General features: G+C 67.8%; 16 protein-coding genes and 2 pseudogenes. 7 read left to right on the forward strand and 11 right to left on the reverse strand.

Annotation, left to right across the window (positions count from 1 at the left end):
- Positions 1–42 precede the first annotated feature (42 nt).
- Positions 43–1,053: a mechanosensitive ion channel domain-containing protein gene (locus ABZV00_RS13075; protein WP_355605177.1), complete on the reverse strand. Its 1,011-nt coding sequence runs from the start codon at positions 1,051–1,053 to the stop codon at positions 43–45.
- Between the two features lie 119 nt (positions 1,054–1,172).
- Between ABZV00_RS13075 and ABZV00_RS13080 the strand changes: the two genes are divergently transcribed.
- Positions 1,173–1,526 carry a hypothetical protein gene (locus ABZV00_RS13080; RefSeq protein ID WP_355605180.1) on the forward strand — a complete coding sequence of 118 codons (354 nt, stop codon included), beginning with the start codon at positions 1,173–1,175 and terminating at the stop codon, positions 1,524–1,526.
- A gap of 477 nt (positions 1,527–2,003) precedes the next feature.
- On the opposite strand, the pseudogene ABZV00_RS13085 reads toward ABZV00_RS13080, so the two are convergent.
- From ABZV00_RS13085 to ABZV00_RS13105, 5 genes and pseudogenes are all read right to left on the reverse strand, one after another.
- Positions 2,004–2,200, reverse strand: a pseudogene (locus tag ABZV00_RS13085) (hypothetical protein); the annotation flags it as partial.
- Positions 2,201–2,445: 245 nt separating this feature from the next.
- The gene (locus tag ABZV00_RS13090) at positions 2,446–3,279 is read right to left on the reverse strand and encodes a hypothetical protein (RefSeq protein WP_355605182.1); all 834 of its coding nucleotides are present in this window, start codon (positions 3,277–3,279) and stop codon (positions 2,446–2,448) included.
- Positions 3,280–3,585: 306 nt separating this feature from the next.
- A complete protein-coding gene (locus ABZV00_RS13095) occupies positions 3,586–3,795 on the reverse strand; it encodes a hypothetical protein (RefSeq protein ID WP_355605184.1) in 210 nt (69 codons plus the stop codon).
- 293 nt (positions 3,796–4,088) lie between these two features.
- Positions 4,089–4,382 (reverse strand): tyrosine-type recombinase/integrase, encoded by a 294-nt coding sequence (locus tag ABZV00_RS13100; RefSeq protein ID WP_355605187.1) that lies wholly within the window; start codon positions 4,380–4,382, stop codon positions 4,089–4,091.
- 98 nt (positions 4,383–4,480) lie between these two features.
- Positions 4,481–5,011, reverse strand: coding sequence for a LytR C-terminal domain-containing protein (locus ABZV00_RS13105; RefSeq protein ID WP_355605190.1), 531 nt, complete (start codon positions 5,009–5,011; stop codon positions 4,481–4,483).
- Between the two features lie 460 nt (positions 5,012–5,471).
- Between ABZV00_RS13105 and ABZV00_RS13110 the strand changes: the two genes are divergently transcribed.
- Complete coding sequence (locus tag ABZV00_RS13110; protein WP_355605193.1) at positions 5,472–5,939, forward strand: DUF417 family protein; 468 nt, start codon at positions 5,472–5,474, stop codon at positions 5,937–5,939.
- Between the two features lie 1,185 nt (positions 5,940–7,124).
- On the opposite strand, the gene ABZV00_RS13115 is transcribed toward ABZV00_RS13110, so the two are convergent.
- Positions 7,125–7,406 (reverse strand): hypothetical protein, encoded by a 282-nt coding sequence (locus ABZV00_RS13115; protein ID WP_355605195.1) that lies wholly within the window; start codon positions 7,404–7,406, stop codon positions 7,125–7,127.
- 99 nt (positions 7,407–7,505) lie between these two features.
- Positions 7,506–7,910: a hypothetical protein gene (locus tag ABZV00_RS13120; RefSeq protein WP_355605197.1), complete on the reverse strand. Its 405-nt coding sequence runs from the start codon at positions 7,908–7,910 to the stop codon at positions 7,506–7,508.
- Positions 7,911–8,144: 234 nt separating this feature from the next.
- Here ABZV00_RS13120 and ABZV00_RS13125 point away from each other — a divergent pair, with 234 nt between their 5' ends.
- Complete coding sequence (locus ABZV00_RS13125; RefSeq protein ID WP_355605199.1) at positions 8,145–9,095, forward strand: Stf0 family sulfotransferase; 951 nt, start codon at positions 8,145–8,147, stop codon at positions 9,093–9,095.
- Between the two features lie 470 nt (positions 9,096–9,565).
- Here ABZV00_RS13125 and ABZV00_RS13130 read toward each other — a convergent pair whose 3' ends face one another.
- A complete protein-coding gene (locus ABZV00_RS13130) occupies positions 9,566–9,967 on the reverse strand; it encodes a hypothetical protein (protein WP_355605201.1) in 402 nt (133 codons plus the stop codon).
- Positions 9,968–10,927: 960 nt separating this feature from the next.
- A complete protein-coding gene (locus tag ABZV00_RS13135; protein ID WP_355605204.1) occupies positions 10,928–11,686 on the reverse strand; it encodes a DeoR/GlpR family DNA-binding transcription regulator in 759 nt (252 codons plus the stop codon).
- Between the two features lie 49 nt (positions 11,687–11,735).
- Here ABZV00_RS13135 and ABZV00_RS13140 point away from each other — a divergent pair, with 49 nt between their 5' ends.
- Positions 11,736–12,125: a DUF4406 domain-containing protein gene (locus ABZV00_RS13140; RefSeq protein ID WP_355605207.1), complete on the forward strand. Its 390-nt coding sequence runs from the start codon at positions 11,736–11,738 to the stop codon at positions 12,123–12,125.
- Positions 12,125–13,357 (forward strand): NUDIX domain-containing protein, encoded by a 1,233-nt coding sequence (locus ABZV00_RS13145; protein ID WP_355605568.1) that lies wholly within the window; start codon positions 12,125–12,127, stop codon positions 13,355–13,357. The genes ABZV00_RS13140 and ABZV00_RS13145 overlap by 1 nt, the downstream gene beginning before the upstream one ends.
- A 1,257-nt stretch (positions 13,358–14,614) precedes the next feature.
- Here ABZV00_RS13145 and ABZV00_RS13150 read toward each other — a convergent pair.
- Positions 14,615–14,842, reverse strand: a pseudogene (locus ABZV00_RS13150) (transposase); the annotation flags it as partial.
- Positions 14,843–15,012: 170 nt separating this feature from the next.
- Here ABZV00_RS13150 and ABZV00_RS13155 point away from each other — a divergent pair.
- Positions 15,013–15,972 (forward strand): nitronate monooxygenase, encoded by a 960-nt coding sequence (locus ABZV00_RS13155; protein WP_355605209.1) that lies wholly within the window; start codon positions 15,013–15,015, stop codon positions 15,970–15,972.
- Positions 15,973–16,411: 439 nt separating this feature from the next.
- Positions 16,412–16,705 carry a DUF1330 domain-containing protein gene (locus ABZV00_RS13160; protein WP_355605212.1) on the forward strand — a complete coding sequence of 98 codons (294 nt, stop codon included), beginning with the start codon at positions 16,412–16,414 and terminating at the stop codon, positions 16,703–16,705.
- The last annotated feature ends 199 nt before the right edge of the window (positions 16,706–16,904 follow it).

Here is a 16,904-nt window from a genome sequence, read left to right on the forward strand (position 1 = left end):
GACTCATTCATCGGCGCCCGGCGGCCACGCCGGAACCGACGGTCAGGGCTGGTACTGGCTGCGGGTGCGGGGCAGCCACTGGGGGTGCTGGTCGCGCAGGTAGCGGATCAGTCCCTCGCGTAGGTCGCAGCGCAGGTCCCAGGCGCTGGCGCCGTCCGCGGCCGAGGCCTGCACCTGGATGACCACGGTCTGCGGGGTGGCGTCGACCATCTGGAGCACCCACCGGTCTCGATCCCACAGCGGTGAGGACTCGACCAGTCGGCGTGCCTCCCGGCGCAGGTCGTCCAGGTCGGCGGTGTGGTCGACATGGATCTGGATCTTGCCGATTACCCGCGACTCGTTCCGGGTCCAGTTCTGGAACGGCCGCTCGGTGAAGTACGTGGTCGGCAGGATGAGCATCCGTTCGTCCCAGAGCCGGATTACCACGTTGGTCAGTTTCACCTCCTCGACCCGGCCCCACTCGCCGTCGACCACCAGTACGTCGCCGACGTGCAGCCCGTCGGCGAAGGCGACCTGGATGCCGGCGAACGCGTTGCCGAGCGCGGTTCGGGCGGCGAGGCCGATCACCGCGCCGACCACTCCGGCCGAGGTCAGAATGGAGACGCCGAAGAGGCGTACCGGCCGGAAGGTGATCAGGATCAGGCCGACTGCGAGGACCGTGACAACGGCCACCGTGAGCCGCCGCACCGGGCGGATCTGGGTGCGGGCCCGCCGGACCCGCCGGTTGGTGACCGGATCGCTCGGCAGTCGGCTGAACGCGACCGCTTCGGCAACGTTCAATGCCTTGATCACCAGCCACGCACTGACGGCGACCAGGACCAGCAGGATGGCGTGCCGCAGATAACGCTGCCACTCGGCCGGTCCGGGCGGCAGCGCGTAGTACAGCGCCCCGACCAGCAGGATCGTGGCCGCCGGGCGGCGGCAGGCGTCCCGGAGCGGCTCCAGCAGCCACTTGTAGCGGCCACGGGCACCCCGGCGGATCAGCACGCCGGAGACCAGGTCCACGACCACGGCCGTCGCCAGCGCGGCCAACACGATCAACGCGGTACGCATCAGAAGCCGTTCACCGTGATCCCGATGCCGCCTCTCCTGGGCTCGCGACCGCACTCGCCGCGTTCAGGGTGTCATCAGATCCGGTGCCAAGCGGCGGATATCGGGAATGCCAGACGGCCGTGACCGACGTCCGGCGGCTGCCGAACGAGACGGTCGGTCTGCCCGCAGGCTTCCTGCGAGCCGGCGCAGGATGCGTGATCGGCACCCTATGGCCGGTCGCCGACCTGCCGTGGCCGCTCATGCAGCGCTATCAGCTGCTCTTGGGCGTGCCGGAACGTGCGGCCCGGTGCCGTCCCCCGAGGCGCTGCGCGGCCGAGCGCTGGCTGGCCGGGGCAGGCGACGCGGAGCTGGCGGCGTACTTCGCGGGCGAGCCCGCGCCCGCCGAGGCACCGCACGACGAGCGTTGGCTATTCGCCGACTCGCATTACTGGGGCCGGGTGCTGTCGGGCCGGTGCAGGATGCGGGCAAGGTGAACGCGGTCCACACGCGGAAAGTACATCGGCGCGGTTGTGTTCGGTCCGCCGGAGCGGTCTCTGCGGCCTCATCCCTGGCCGTGACAGATGCACGGATCTGCCGCAGATAACGTACGGCATCCGACGGCGCGGCCGTCACCGTGCGTGCGACGAGTCGCTCAGGAGCATCTGAAGAGCAGGCGCCGGCCACAAGGGGCCGCCAGCCGGTGGCCAGAGCCTGACGGACGCCGATAGCCAACGTCCCGGGCAACACCGGCTGGCTCGGCAGGCGGTCCGGTGCGGACCCAGGACCGGGGAGCAGGTTGGGAGCAACAGGGTGCCCTGAACGACGTCGAACTGCGCCTAACGGCGTCGAACGTCCCTCAACTGCACCCAACCCTGCCTGCGGCTCCACGTTTCCGCAGCTCAAAGAGGGTGCAGCGTCCTGTTTCACGCCGAAGAGGTCGCTGGTTCGATACCAGCATCGCCCACGCAGGTCACGCTGTACCGCTTGCCGTCCTCGCCGACGACCAGGCGCATCTCCTTGTCGTCGAGCATCGCGCACCACTCGCCATACCCGGTGCGTCGCCATTCCGCCAGGCGTGCCTCGGCGAGCTGCGCTGCGGCCTCCTTGTCCAGCCCCACGCGCTCACTCTTTCACCCCGGGTGGCTGTCGACAGCAACGGTGACAGCAACGAGCCACGACAGGGACAGCCGCCCGCCGCCGGGCGCGCACAGTCGTCCGAGGTCGCGAACGCGGACAGCGACGCCGGACGACCTGCACACAGCTCAGACGGAAGTAGCCACAGGCATGGGTGAAATGGTCCAGTCTGGGCTACTTCCAGGCAGCCGGGGTGCCGCGCCAGCGACATGTTCCTCTTGTAAGCGAGTGTCCGTGGCCAAGCGTCGGGCCGTCTCTGGCCCGTATGCGGCCGAAGCCTCAAGCTTCCGCGCCGGTCGGCCGGACTGCGGGCGCCCGGGCCAGTCGCCACCGCGTCGCGCCGTAGCCGAGCAGGAAGACGATCGCGGCCGCTTCCAGGCTCGGAATCATGGTCGCGGCAAGGGCCGGTCGGCTCGGAGCAGTCAGGGCGCCGAAGAACGGGTCAGCGGTCATGTACAGCGACCCGCAGATTGGGACGACGACGGCCACCGTGACCGCCCACCAGCGGTTGAGTAGCGCGGCCAGGCCGATCCCAACGATCGCGAACAGCGGGACACCGGCCGCCGCGCGAAGCACCACCGGCCACACCGACTCGTCGGCCAAGATCTGTACCGGCAAGAAGATGTCCTTCGAGGCCACTTCGCGCCGAACCCAGTGGTCGGCGACCACTCTGGGCGCCAGTGGCAGCACTGCGGCGAGGTCGGCCACGGCGAGGAGCACACCGAACAGCGCGGCCACGCCCGCCTTCGCTATTAAGTACCGGCCGGGACGGGGCGGCGGGGGGAGTCGGGCCGGCGGGGATACCAGGGCCGGCAGGGAGCGCCGGGCCGGGCGGCCGGTCAGCCATGGATCACGCAGTACCAGGAACGCCCCGGCCGCCAGCGCGGCCAGTTGAGCCCAGCCGAGGCCCGAGGTGTGGATCGCCTTGACGTCGAAGTGATACGCGTCAAGCTGTTCCTCGAAAGTCTGCGGGTCGTAGTAGACGTAGAACATGTAGGCGTCGTCGTTGAACGAAAGACTGCTCAGGCCGGCGAGCGCGACCAGGGGCGGCAGGAGCCACAGTGCCCGACTGCGGGCCAACCCGCGCAACTCCTGACGCAACAGACCGCTCATCGGCGTCAATCTACCCGTTGGCCGATTTGGCTCGCGGACGGCGCCGGGCGGGGCCAGTTCCTGCTTACGTCTGCCTTTGGCGGCCAGGTGGTGAACAGATCCGCTGTCTCACCGGTCGCGTTGCCGTCCGGGTGATCGCCCGTGGGAGCTTTGCTACCGGCAGTGGCGAGGAGCAGCCAACCGAGCAGCCAAGCCGCGGACGTCAGCGGACTGGTGCGCACACCGGCGCCAGCCGGATCGAGCGGCGCAGCGCCAAGACGTCGGGGTCGCTAGCGACTCGTAATGCGTAGGTCTCGGTGACCGGTCTCAGGCGAGCAGGCTGTAGGTGCCGTCGGGGTTGTGGAGAAAGTATGCGGTGTAGCCGCCTGGGTTCCCCTGCCGATGCTTGGGCAGGAAGACGCCGTAGGTGTGATCTGCCCAGCCGGGACAGGCGCGGCGGACGTCGTTGGGACGGAAGCGATCGGCCATCCTGCCGGCAGCTCGAGCCCGGCGGATGTCGTCAACGAAGCGGCTCACGATCCAAGTGTGGCCGGTTGCTCCGTGGGAGCGATAGTCCAGCCGGGTTCGCTGCTGCCACGGGTGCTGGCGAAACCGCTGGCGACAGCAACCGCGAACCGGTACCCCGGTCAAGGTCGAGGCAGCAAGGAGACAGCGAAAGCTGCGGCCGCGGCTGCAACACCCTGTCAACTAACCGCAGGCAGTAGGTTGATTTCAGGGCTGCTTGATGCCCGATCTCACTGATCGAGAGCTTGTTACCGTTTCCCCCCGACGGGGGTCGTCCCTTTCCGGGGTGAGCGCGCCGCAGCAGGTCACAGGTCGTCTTCCTGCCAGTCCAGGCCGCCCAAGAACGGCGTTTCTGCGGTTGGAGGCAGCGGAGCGGCAGCAGAGCCGTCGAACGCCTCCAGGGCGCGGGCGGCGTAGTCGTCCGGGGTGTGGGTGTATCGGTTGAGCGTCGTGGACGCCTGCTCGTGCCCCATGACCCGCTGCACCAGGTTGATCGGGACGCCGTCAGTGACCAACCAGGTGGCGTAGGCGTGCTCCCGAGCGCCGACAATTCCTAAACCGTGTGTCGGCCCCGCGCGCCTGACATCTGCGGCTGACATCAACGATCGCGGGCGGCCAGGGACGAAGGCGCACCCACCACAGTGACGACTAGGACGTCACGTCGGGTCTCGGGACCTGCGACGGCTGACTGGCCCGCTCAGTCGGGGACAGGGCAGGTGCCAGGCGGTAAGGAAGGCTGCCCGGCCGCCGCAACCGCCTGGTTGGCCTCCGTTGGCGTGCGGATGCTCTCGAACGCGCTTCCCAGAATGACATCAATCCGGTCGTTGGAGCGGTGGATGTCGAACTCGGTCTTCACCTGTCCTTGGATGTACGACGACACGAGCCAGCCGGCCCCGACTGTCTGCGGCCCGTAGCGGATCACGGCCGCTTCGGGATAGCGTCGCCCGTCCCGGTACCGGTCGGTTGTGGAGAGCATCTGGAAGCCCCGCTTCCCGAGCTCCACGAACACCGTGAGCTCAAGTCCTTTGACGTCGCTCGCATTGAGCACGTTCAGCCTGGTCCCGTCCGGCCTGAGTACGGTGAGATCGACGGGAACCAGCCCTGGGGGACAAGTCGGCGACGCGTTTGGTTGAGCTGTCCCTTGGGCAGTCGGCATCGTGGGGGCGTCGCACCCCGACACGGCCAGCGCGGCGATCGAGGCGGCGAGGATACGTACCCGCGTCTTCACGATGACGACCATAGCCAGCCGTCGACAGCAACGGCGACAGCAACCGGGCTGGACGAGGACGCCCGTCGGCAGAAGCGTGCGGACAGTCGCCCGAGGTCGCGAACGCGGACAGACGACGCCGGACGACCCGCACAGAGCTCAGACGGAAGTAGCCACAGGCATGGGTGAAATGGTCCAGTCTGGGCTACTTCCAGGCAGCCGGGGTGCCGCGCCAGCGACATGTTCCTCTTGTAAGCGAGAAGTCGCCAGCGGGGATCCACGTCGACCACAACCGCATCACCTGATCACACCACGTAGTCAACCGCTTGCGCGGCAAGGCTCACTCGGAAGAGCCGTGAAGAGCGAGACCGACCCTGGGATGGTCTTGAGCGCGGGGTCGCGCCCTCGGTGTGTGTGGCGGGTCCCAGCGGGTAATGGTCCCCGGCACGCCGGCCGTCGACACAGCGACTAGGAGCGAGCGATGGGCACACGACACGCCTCGGCCGATGACCTCGCTTCCGTAGGCTTCTCGGTCCTGCGCTCCGCACTGGCGACGAACATCTTGTGGATCGGTGCGCTCAAGTTCAAGCAGTACGAGGTCGAAAACGACGAGCCCCTGGTCACCTCGAGTCCGCTGTTCTCGCGGTTCCGAGAGAAGCTGGGCGCACAAAAGCTCAACCGACTCATCGGTGTCACGGAGATCACCGTGGGCTCTCTGATCGCCACGAAGCCGTTTGCGCCCAAAGCGTCGGCGATCGGTAGCTTCGGGGCGGTGGGGATGTTCCTCACCACGCTCAGTTTCCTGGCCACGGCGCCCGGGACTCGGCAGGAAGGGCAGGGAATGTTCAGCCTTTCTCAGCTGGGGCAATTCCTGTTGAAGGACACGGTGCTCCTCGGTGCCGCTCTCCTGACAGCTGCCGAGTCGCTGCGCGTCGCCCGCCACCGATAATGCCCGGCAGGGCGCTCGGAGCGGACGCGTACGACAATGACAGCGCCTGGGCCGACGCAGGGCGACGAGCAGCCAAGCGAGCAGCCAAACCAGCGACCGCCGGCGGACGATCGCGGACCGGCACGCCCAGCTGTGCGTGGCGAGCACCCAATGGAGCAGGGGCGGGGAGCCGACGCGTAATGCGGAGGTCTCTGGGACAGCAGCCTGAGAAGTGGCACGATCCCGTGGTGATCGATCTGCCGCGGCTAGTCACGGACTTCGCAACCGCCCTGCGAGAGGCCGACGCCCGCGGCCCCCAGGCCGTCAGCTCCACAGGACGCGCATACCAGCCGGGCATTGGCCCTCACACCGAGCAGCACACGATCCAGCTCATCGCCGAGGAACTCGTCGACCTGGACCCCGCCTACCGGGGACACAGCCTGGACGTTCCTTACCCCGGTGCCAGCCGGCAACGCTGGAGACGTCGAACGTCCACCCCGACTCGCGGGCAACCGCCTCATAGTGGCCTCGAATCTCCTCGTCCGACAGGTCACTGCGATACTCGACGGTCACCTCGCCGAAGATCTTGCTCTCACTGTCGCGGCGACCGTCGGCGCACGGCTGCTGCACGGTCGGCCCGCCAATCGACGAAGCGCCTGCCGGCACCCGCTGAAACACCGCCTCATCAGCTAGCTTCGTCGGCTCGTTTGGTACGGCGATGCACCCGCCCGTGATCGGTGAGAGAAGCGTGTAGACCGCCTTAGCCACGACAGGTCGCGCGAGGTAGCCACCGACAGCGCATACGACGAGCATGACGGCGAGGCTTGGCCGCAATCCTCAAGAACCGCGCTCGCCAACGAGGATGAGGCTCGCCATTCACGACGTTCACCCTACGCAGCGACTGCATTGGATTGGTGCCCGCTTGGCAACGTGCGTACGAGGCCCAGGCCGTCGGCGACCGAATCCGGTACAAGTTTCGGGCTACGGCGGAGACGACCAAGCCGAGGGCTGGAGGCAGCGACGAGGCAGCAGGCCCTTTGATCTAGGCGGGTAGGAGGCAGCAGAGAACATCTCGCGTCAGCTGCTCGGTCGCACAGGTCGACAACGCCCGGCACGAGTCGACGAGCTGTGTCCGCTTCCCCCCCGACGGGGGTCATGAACGACGGATCGGACGCGCCCGAGCCGACGAGATTCCCTTGGGGCGTGTCACCACTGCTCATCGAGGGCTGCGATCTGCTTGCGGAGGGTTCGGGCATCCTTCGGAGGCAGGACCACAACGGCGACGTCCAGGATCCAGCGCAGCTCGGGCGGATTCGGACAGCACTCCATCACCCCACAGCCGGAGGTGGGGTCCCACAAGCGATGCCATGGGTGGCGCACGAACCATGACCAGGTCCGCAGTGCATCAGTGACGGCCTGGTTCCAGAGGCGGGTGCGTTCGAGGTAGGCGATGGCTCTCAATCCCCGGACCGAGAGCCCGGGGATCACAGAGGTTGATCCGTCAAGCGGTCGCCGGTAGATGGAGTCGGCACGCAGTTGTGCGGGGCGCCTACGCGGCATTGCCCTTTCGTGGGGTCGACATGCCGATCATCGTTGCACATCCGCATTCGGCTCACCTGCGCGACGACCTACGTGCGTGGGGACCGGACCACGACGACTCCCACGGTGGGGGTCGGCCTGGGTCGCGGCGGAACGGCTGTCGACAGCAACGCTGACAGCAACGCCGCCGGACGGCGGCACGCTGACAAGCGCCAGCACGGCCGGGGCGGGTAGGGCGGTGAGGACCACGACCAGGCTGAGGGCCTTGTTGAGGATCACGGCCTGCAGAGCAGCGAACCCGAACAGCATGATCAGCAGGGGCAGGCGGAACTCGGCGCCGCCGAGGCCGATCATCCCGCCGAGCACGCCGACGGCCGCGGCGGCGGCGAACGCCAGCGTCAGCGTCAGGAAAGAAGGAACGGCGGGGCGGTCGGGCGCCGGCGAGGTCTGCACGCCCGAACCCTTTGCGGTAGCGGCGGACCTGGATGTGGGCCAGCAGCCGGCCTTCGAGTTGAGCTGGTTAGAACCGGACTCTTATCACTGGGTCGGTTTTCGGCGGGTCGTAGGGCGTTGACCTGGGGTTCCGGTCGGGAGGTTGCGCACTAATCGTGGCCTCTAGGCTTGTCGGCCGTGTCGCCGTACGTGCGAACGGTGAGGACGGCCTCACCCGCGAACTCACCGAGATCCGTGAGCAGTTGGCCGTGGCCCACGCTGACCTCCGGGAAGCTCGCCGGCCAGCTGGCGCTGCCATACGTAACTGACGCCCAATCGACCGTTGCCAGCTGTTCGATTTCCTCATCCCATCGAGTCGGTCAGGCGGTGCCGGAGAGCCGTCTTCACTCGCCCGCCGACGTGCGGGAATTCGGTTGGTCCCAGGTCAACGCGTGGTTACGGTCTTCCACTGTGACACGCCCAGGTTTTGACTCGTACCTGATCTGCGCGACGCCCCGCTCGGGAAGTACCTTGCTGTGCGGTCTGCTGGACTCGTCCGGGGTTGCCGGCCACCCGGCCTCCTACTTCAATCGCAAGAGTTTGAATGAGTACGCCGACGACTGGCGTATAGCACGACCGCGTGATGGACGGATCGACGAAGCGTTCGTTCGAGCGGCGCTAACCGCCGGCAAGACTTCGAACGGTGTCTTTGGCGGGAGGATCATGGCGGAGACGCTGCCGGAACTGATAAGTGGCCTTGCCGCCGCCGTATCTATACCAGCGGTGACGGATGTAGACCTATTGCGCGCCCAGTTGGGTCAACTCAGATTCGTTCACCTGCGTCGACGCGACGTCGTGGCCCAGGCGGTGTCGTGGGCAAAGTCACTGCAAACCCATTTCTGGCATCCGGGCGAAGCCGTCGCGCCCGGAGGTCAGGATCCTCATTACGACGAAGAGCTGATTGGTCGGCTTGTCGCCACGATCGAGAGATCCGAGGCGGACTGGACAGTTTGGTTCGCCTCTCACGGCATCGTGCCTTGCGAGGTGACGTATGAGGAGTTGGCGGCGGATCCGCCCCGCACTGCACAAAAGGTGCTCGACTATCTCGGTCTGAATGTTCCGCCGGATCGGCAACTGGTGGTCGGGCACCGTCGACAGGCCGATCAACTCAACGCAGACTGGATAACGAGATTTAAGTCTCGCTGAACCGTCTGTTCTACCCGAGCGTCTCCCGCTAGCAGTCCGTCGTGCTGCTCGCTCAGGGCCCGGCCTGTGTCCCGGTCGACGGCGGTGATGGTGCCGGTGAGGCGGATTGGGCGGGCACAGCCGCTGGCGGCGGCGGTGTGCTCCAGCCAGCCGGAGAGCTCCGGCAAGGCGGCGCGACGCAGAGCTTGGGCGTCACGGCCGGCCGCGAGGCCGGGGCGGAATGGGCGAGCGGGGTGGACACGGTCTTCTCCTCACGGGGTGGCAGGGACGGGAGACGAACACCATCAGCGGTGGACGTCGGTCCGCTGGTGGTGTTCGTCGTGTCTCCTGGCACCGCCGAGAGGGCGGCTGACGCCGGAGGGCGGGTTCGTGGTGGTGCCACTCCCGGAAATCTTCTTCGAGGGGCCAACGCTGTACGTCACATTGGGGCAAGACCCAAAAAGGCGACCAGCGGTGGTAGGTGGGCTCTGTTAGTTGTAGTGTGCGAACTCTGTATAGTCGTTCCAGATCCAGCCTTTAACGCCCGTGCAGCAGTCCGAGTGCCACCAGAGGTTTCCGGCATCGTTCACGCAACGCTTGTCGACACGGAAAAGCGTCTTGGACTTCCACGTAGCTATCACGGGGGATGACCCCGAATAGCTGGTGTGCACCTTAGCGCTGCCGACGATGACTCGCCTCAGATGTGGCGTCCAGTTCGAGCATGAGGCCATGGTTCCGACGTCCATCGGTTCGGCGCCCATCTCGTTCGCCGTTGCGGTCGGAATGGGTTCGATCGCCGCAGATGCCGATGTCGCGACAGGAAGGATGCCGGAAAACGCGAGTGTGAGTGCTCCACCCGCCGCTGCGAGTCGCTTCGCCGTTACTTTCTTCATGAATTCCTCCGTATCTACAGGTGTTCTAAGGTGGACCGTATAGGTATCGCAGCGTCTGCGAAGCCCGCCCTTGGTAACAGATCGATAAACATGACTTGACCAGGGGTTTTGTTGGTAGGTCCATGTGAATGGATCTTAGTGATTGCCGCCTATGTTCGATCAGGCCGCCGAGTCCCCACGGTCGTTCGGTTGTCGACTAACTGCGATCTGGTTGATTCATCCGGGGGCATACTCCAGGACCCCAGGGCTCAGGCAAGGTGGCTGTATGCCCGTTTCACGTTATTCCGAGCAGTTGTAGTGGTCGGTAGGGATTTCGGCTGTTGTGGCGTAGGGCTTTCACGATGGTGGTGGTGCCGGCCAGGCGGAGCAGGCTTACCGCGGTGTTGCGCAGGGTGGCCATGACGCGGGGCGCGTGGCCGGTGCGTAGGCGGCTGGCGTCTTCGGCGTAGGTGGTGTCGCGGATGTGAATTCATCAACCTCATGCGCCGGCAGCTCAACGACGAGCGCCGAGCCGGGCGACGGCGGAATGGGGTCGGAGAGTCATCCGGGGCACAGGAAGCCGTGAAACGTCGTCAACCAGCGAGGAACCATGACAGCCGCAGACGCCGTGTGAGCAGGCGTCGCGGGCCGTTCCCGCTGGTGGTGGGGCAGCCGCTCTCAGTTCCGCTTCAACAGCTGACACGGCTAGCGGTGCTTCGGGCCAGCATCAGCCGATATGGTGCGCTCATGAGCCTGGCGCACGGCGGCGTCTAGGTGCTCGTCCATCAGCTTCACCTCGGGGGATGGCCAGCCCCGGCCGGGAACCAGGGCTCGTTGCCGGGGCTGGCGTGGCGGTCAGCTGCAGCTGGTGCAGGCGCTTGCGCAGGTGAGCAGTTGTCAAATCCTGTGGATGGCTGAACCACGGTGGCGGGCTGGTGCCTTGAATCTCCTGCGATCCCATGCTGTTCGGCCCGATGGTTTTCAGCCGGCTGCCAGGACTTCCACGCCGCGCGCCGTGAGCCACTCGACGACTGCGTGGTGGGGGTCGGCGTCGGTGATCAGTCCGCTGATGTCTTCCCAGGGCAGGACGCGGAACCGTGATGCTGTGCCGATCTTCTCGGACGAGGCGAGGATGTAGGTGTCTGCGGCCCGCGCGGCCAGGGTGCGCTTCATCGCGGCCTCTTCAGCGTCGCCGGTGGTAAGCCCCGCGTCCGGGTGGACGCCGGTGACGCCCAGCAGGCAAAGGTCGGCGGAGATGTTCTGAGCGGCCTCGACCGCGGCCGCGCCGCAGGCAACCGCGGAGTGCTTGAAGATGCGGCCGCCGAGCAGGAAAACCTCGGCCTGCGGATGCTCCAGCAGCGCGGCCGCGACGGTCGGGCTGTGGGTGATCACGGTGAAGTCCAGGTCCGGCGGAAGGGCATGAGCTACAGCGAGGGCGGTGGTGCCGCCGTCCAGGATCAGGGCGCTGCCCGGCCGCACCAGCGCGGCGGCCGCCGCGGCGACCTTCTGCTTGCCGTCGGGGGTGACCGTCTTCCGGGCGGCGTAGTCCGCCACGGCCGGGGAGACGGGCAATGCCCCGCCGTAGACACGCTGGCACAGTCCCTCGGCGGCAAGGTCGCGCAGGTCGCGGCGCACGCTGTCCTCGGAGATGCCCAGGTCTGCGGCGACGTCCTTGGCGACGATCTTGCCCTGTCGGGCGAGCAGGTCCAGCAGGTGAGCACGCCGTTGAGCGGCCAGCATCCACACTCCTTCATGTTCTTGCACGTTTCTGCATGTATCGTAGCGCGTCATGACCGACAAGCCGATGCTCATCCTCATCGCCGGGCCCTACCGCTCCGGCACCGACGGCGACCTGCGGGCCATGGCCGCCAACCTCGGCCGCCTCGAAGCGGCAGCGTGGCCGGTCTTCGCCGCCGGCCACGTGCCCGTGATCGGGGAGTGGGTGGCCCTGCCCGTCCTGCGCTCGGCCGGCGCGGGCCCCACGGATCCCCTCGCCGACCAGGTGCTCTACCCGACCGCCGCGCGCCTGCTCACCCACTGCGACGCCGTGCTCCGGCTCCCCGGTGACTCCACCGGAGCCGACCAGGACGTCGCCACGGCCCGCCGCCGCGGCCTGCCCGTCTACCACGACGCGGCCGAGATCCCGCGCCGCACTCCGCAGGAAGGCAGGGCCGCGTGATGGCCCGCCCCGGCATCGACATCCCCGACCACCGCGGCCGCACCGGCCTCGACCGGGCCGGACGCGACCTGGACCGCAACGCCGACATCGTGGTCCGCGACGTGGAGCTCACCTCCCAGGGCTGGCACGTCCTGCGCCGCACCACCTTCGACTACCGCCGCCGCGACGGACGCTGGGAAACCCAGCAGCGCGAGACGTACGACCGCGGCAACGGCGCGGTCGTCCTGCCGTACGACGCCGAGCGCGGCCGTGTGCTGCTCACCCGTCAGTTCCGCTACCCGGCCTACGTCAACGACCACCGGGACGGCATGCTCGTCGAGGCCGCCGCTGGACTGCTCGACGGCGACGACCCGCTCGCCGCCATCCGGCGCGAGGCCGCCGAGGAGCTCGGCGTCACGCTCGGCCCGATCGCCCACGTCCTCGACGCCTATATGAGCCCAGGTTCGGTCACCGAGCGCCTGCACTTCTACGCCGCCCCCTACACCCCGGCCGACCGCACCGGAACCGGCGGCGGTCTTGACGAGGACGGCGAGGACATCGAAGTGCTCGAACTGCCCGTCACAGAGGCGCTCACCATGGTCCGCGACGGACGCATCGCCGACGGCAAAACGATCCTGCTCCTGCAATGGGCTGCCCTGGACGGACCCTTCGCCCCCGGCAGCGGGCACCGGCTGACACCGCCGCCCCCCGGTCGGCCTGCCTCGGGTGCGGGTGTCGTCGGTGGGTCGGGGCCGCATTCGGTATGCGAAGCTTGCGCCGTCGACCACGGCGGGGGTGGCGACCATCCACGGCGCGTTGACCAGTCCGCTGTCGACTGCCGATTTCTGGGCGGCCAGCATGCAGAACGACGGCAGGGCGGTCATCAGGTAGAGGTCGAGATCGTCGAAGGGCTCCTGTTCGCCGACGGTCACGCCTGTCCAGACCTCGACCCCGCGCTGGGTCAACGCCTGCCTCAGCGGTTCCACGTCGATGTGGACGGCTCGGTCGAACCGAAGCCCCACCTGCTCGCCCGCCAGCAGCTGCAGGCGCTCTCGCCACTGGCCTGCGCCCTGCATCGGCACGAACCCGCAGACGCCGTACCCGCGACCGGTCAGGTGGTGGCCGTTGCGTTCGAAGACGACTGCGCGGGTGAGGTTGCGCAGACGCAGCGGTACGACGAGCCGGCCGTCGGGAGCGAGCTGCTCCGGCCACGCTGGCGGGATATCCGGCGCGTCGACTTCTCCGGATCTTGATGATCCTGAATCCCGAGTTGACTCAGATTGGTGCGCAACTGGTTTGGACGATTTGATTGTGTCGTGGGCTTGGCCGAGGTCGTCGAGGAGGGTATTGGCGGCGGTGATGATCTCGAAGGGCGGATGTGCCCCGGCGTTACGGCGGGGGCAGGCACTCGCTGAGGTTGTGTGCTGATGTCACGCATTGGCCCGGTGGAGGCGTTCGGCCGCCTGTGCCCGCAGTGCATCGCCACCTGCCGGGGTGCCCCCGCACAGTGCCATTTCGCGGGCGTTGTACGCAGCCATCCACAGGCTGGCCGCCCACGCGATCTCCAGTTCCACGGCCGAGAACAGGCGCCCTCGAATGTCTTGATAGGCCAACAGGAACGCCTCGGAACTATCGATCGGCGCCAGCATGGGAGGCCCGGCACTGGCGAAAGACCCGCTCGCCGCTCCCACCAGCGCCGCCTCCGGCTGCCACGCCAGGCTGTCCCAGTCGTGCACCGCCCACACCCGCCTACCCCGCCACCGCAGGTTCTGCGCCTCGAAGTCGGCGTGGCCGAGCACGCACGGCAAGCCGGCGGCCAGCAGGCGCCCCCGGGCCCGCTCAGCCGTCTGGACAATGTGCTCGGACACCGCACCCTGGTCCCGGCTGTCAAGAAAGTCGATCGTCGGCCACACCCCAGAATCGGTGTGGTCCCAGCGGACCCAGGGCGGAGTCGGCAGCGGCGGCGCGACGGTCACGCCGGAAAGCTCGGCCATCAGCCGGGCGAACACCTCAGCGCAGCGCCTGGCTATGTCCAGCGAGTCCCCCCGCAGCACTTCGCCGCCGGGCCGGAATTCCTCGGCGTGCACGGCCAGCGCACCGACACCGACCACCGGCGTGAGCGGCCGGGCACATGCAAACCCGCGCTCGGCCAACCGGGCCTGCGCCGCGACACACGAAGCGGCCCGGCCGTCGTCGGCGCGCGCCTTGACCACGACGTCCCTGCCACCGGCCAACCGCAGACCGAACACCATCGAGACCTGATGCGACTGGAACAGCACGCCGGCGGGTTCGCCGCCCAGATGGTCACGACACCAAGCCGGTACCCAGTCCGGCAACTCGTCCAGCTGCACACTCAGGACTGTGCCATAGGTCCCAGACGCACCGGAGGCGAGATTGTCTGCTGGACACCGACCAGCGGGTACATCATTTTGGGGCGATCTCCTTGGCGAAGAATGCCGCCGCCCGGCGCAGGATCTCGAAGAATGCCGCCGCCCGGCGCAGGATCTCGTTTCCTGTTCCAGCAGCCTGTTGCGTTTACGCAACTCCCGCAGCTCAGCGGACTCGCTGCTGGTCGTGCCGGGACGGACCCCGTCGTCGATGTCGGCAAGCTTGAGCCAGCGGTGCAGACACGACTCGGAAATCCCGAAGTCCTTCGCGATCTGCGCGATCGGTGCCTCACCCTTGCGGGCCACCGCGACCACGTCACGACGGAACTCCGGCGGGAACGCCTTCGGCACGACAGACATCCGTCCAGCGAGGAACGCATCCTCACAGGTCAGGAGTCAACCGAACCGGGGGCAGTCCCGAGCCTGTGACGAGCTGATCGCTAGGCGTGGCGGGTGCGGTCCGCGGAGGTGGGTTGCTGCCTTGTGGTTCTGCCCGTCGGACGAGGCGGCATGATTTGGGCATGGCGCTGTCGACGGCGTTCACGGAGATGCTCGGCGTGCGGTACCCGATCGCGCTGGCGCCGATGGGTGGGTCGGCCGGTGGCGCGCTGGCCGCAGCTGTCTCCCGCGGTGGTGGGTTCGGGATTCTGGGCGGCGCGTACGGGGACCCGGAGTGGCTGGCACGTGAGGTGCCGATCGTCGCGGGTACTGAAGGGCCGTGGGGTGTCGGATTCCTGACCTGGGGGATCGATCTCGACGAGGTGGAGCTGGCGCTGAGCTACGGCCCCAGCGCCGTGATGCTGTCCTTCGGCGATCCGAGCCCATACGCGGAGCATGTACGCCGGGCAGGGGCTCTGTTGATCCTCCAGGTCACAGATCTGGAGGAGGCCAAGCAGGCCGTGGACCTGGGCGCCGACGTGATCGTGGCTCAGGGAACCGAGAGCGGTGGGCACGGAGCCGTGCGCGGGCGGTCCACTTTGCCGTTCGTGCCCGCGGTGGTGGATCTCGTAGCTCCGGTGCCGGTGCTGGCAGCGGGCGGGATCGCCGATGGACGTGGTGTGGCGGCGGCTCTCGTGCTGGGCGCGGCCGGAGCGCTCATCGGCACCCGCTTCCAGGCCAGCACTGAGGCCCTGGTCGATCCCTCGATCACCAAGGCGATCCTCGAGGGGCGGGGGCAGGACACCGAGCGCAGCACCGTGCTGGACATCGCGCGCGGATCCCGATGGCCATCGAAGTACCCCGCCCGCACCCTCGGCCATCCCTACCTCGACCGCTGGCGCGGCCGGGAGGCCGAGCTCGCCGCCGATCCCCAAGCCCGTCAGGCGTACCAGGACGACGTGGCACGCGGCGCGGTGCCCCCGCTGCCGGTCTGGGCGGGCGAGGCCGTCGACCTCATCACCGACCTGCCCTCGGCGGAGGACCTGGTCACCGCCATGGCCACCCAGGCCCAGGACGCCCTGACCCGCGCGGGACGCCACTGACCCACCAGCGGTCAGCGCCGTTCCGGCTTGCTCGTCACGCGCCGCGCCGAAGCTACCGAGCGAAGAGCGATCACTCACAGCCACACCGCAACTGGCCGTCCACGGGGAGTTTTGGTGGGCGCTGTCAGGCGCGGCTTGCTGGTGCGCGTCTGCGTGGACTAGCGACGCTCCGGAGACCACTCCGCGGCAGGTCACAAACCACGCGTCGATTCAGCAGGTTCGCACCCGGCCTGATGTGCCCCGGGTTCCGTGGAGTCATGTTGGTGGACTCAGGCTACGGACGTGATGAACGGTGGAGCTTTTCATACTCCATCGGGGTGAGCATGTCGAGCGAGCTGTGGCGGCGTTGGCGGTTGTGGAAGATCTGGGACTTCCCCGTGTTACGTCCCAGGAAGGCCGAAGTTCTACTTGCCCCGTACTCGAGCAGGAGACAGAGAAGATGGCGAAGGCATACTGGATCAACACCTTTCGGTCGATCAAAGACGAGGAGAAGCTAGCCGCCTACGTCGAGCTGGCCGGGCCGGCGATGCGCGCCGCGGGTGGCAGGTTCCTGGCGCGCGGACTTCCGGCTCGAGCGTTCGAGTCCGGAATCGTGGAGCGCACGACGCTGATCGAGTTCGACAGTGTCGACGCCGCTGTCGCCGCCTACGACAGCCCCGCCTATCAGCAGGCGCTGCGGGTGCTCGACGACGGAGCCGAACGCGACCTGCGCATCATCGAGGCGGTGTCCTGAACGCACGCCGCGGGCGTTGAAGTCGCCGTGCCGGCCATGTCGACGCGATTGTGCGGCGTCGACATGGCCGGGCATGCACCCTCGGACGCGAACGCCTTCGCTGGCACCCGGGCTTTGGCCGACACCGGCCCGGTGCCGATGGTGCCCCCTCGCACCTCGCCGGAGGAGGCAACACCCTCGGCCCGGCCCGCGCTACGCG

The organism is Micromonospora sp. NPDC005173 (genome assembly GCF_040608515.1).
GTDB lineage: Bacteria > Actinomycetota > Actinomycetes > Mycobacteriales > Micromonosporaceae > Micromonospora.

Bases quoted from the DNA above. Each gene is read 5' to 3' on its own strand.
- ABZV00_RS13075 (WP_355605177.1), bottom strand. From the start codon at position 1,053: ATGCGTACCGCGTTGATCGTGTTGGCCGCGCTGGCGACGGCCGTGGTC.
- ABZV00_RS13090 (WP_355605182.1), bottom strand. From the start codon at position 3,279: ATGAGCGGTCTGTTGCGTCAGGAGTTGCGCGGGTTGGCCCGCAGTCGG.
- ABZV00_RS13100 (WP_355605187.1), bottom strand. From the start codon at position 4,382: ATGTCAGCCGCAGATGTCAGGCGCGCGGGGCCGACACACGGTTTAGGA.
- ABZV00_RS13110 (WP_355605193.1), top strand. From the start codon at position 5,472: ATGGGCACACGACACGCCTCGGCCGATGACCTCGCTTCCGTAGGCTTC.
- ABZV00_RS13130 (WP_355605201.1), bottom strand. From the start codon at position 9,967: ATGAAGAAAGTAACGGCGAAGCGACTCGCAGCGGCGGGTGGAGCACTC.
- ABZV00_RS13135 (WP_355605204.1), bottom strand. From the start codon at position 11,686: ATGCTGGCCGCTCAACGGCGTGCTCACCTGCTGGACCTGCTCGCCCGA.
- ABZV00_RS13140 (WP_355605207.1), top strand. From the start codon at position 11,736: ATGACCGACAAGCCGATGCTCATCCTCATCGCCGGGCCCTACCGCTCC.
- ABZV00_RS13145 (WP_355605568.1), top strand. From the start codon at position 12,125: ATGGCCCGCCCCGGCATCGACATCCCCGACCACCGCGGCCGCACCGGC.
- ABZV00_RS13155 (WP_355605209.1), top strand. From the start codon at position 15,013: ATGGCGCTGTCGACGGCGTTCACGGAGATGCTCGGCGTGCGGTACCCG.
- ABZV00_RS13160 (WP_355605212.1), top strand. From the start codon at position 16,412: ATGGCGAAGGCATACTGGATCAACACCTTTCGGTCGATCAAAGACGAG.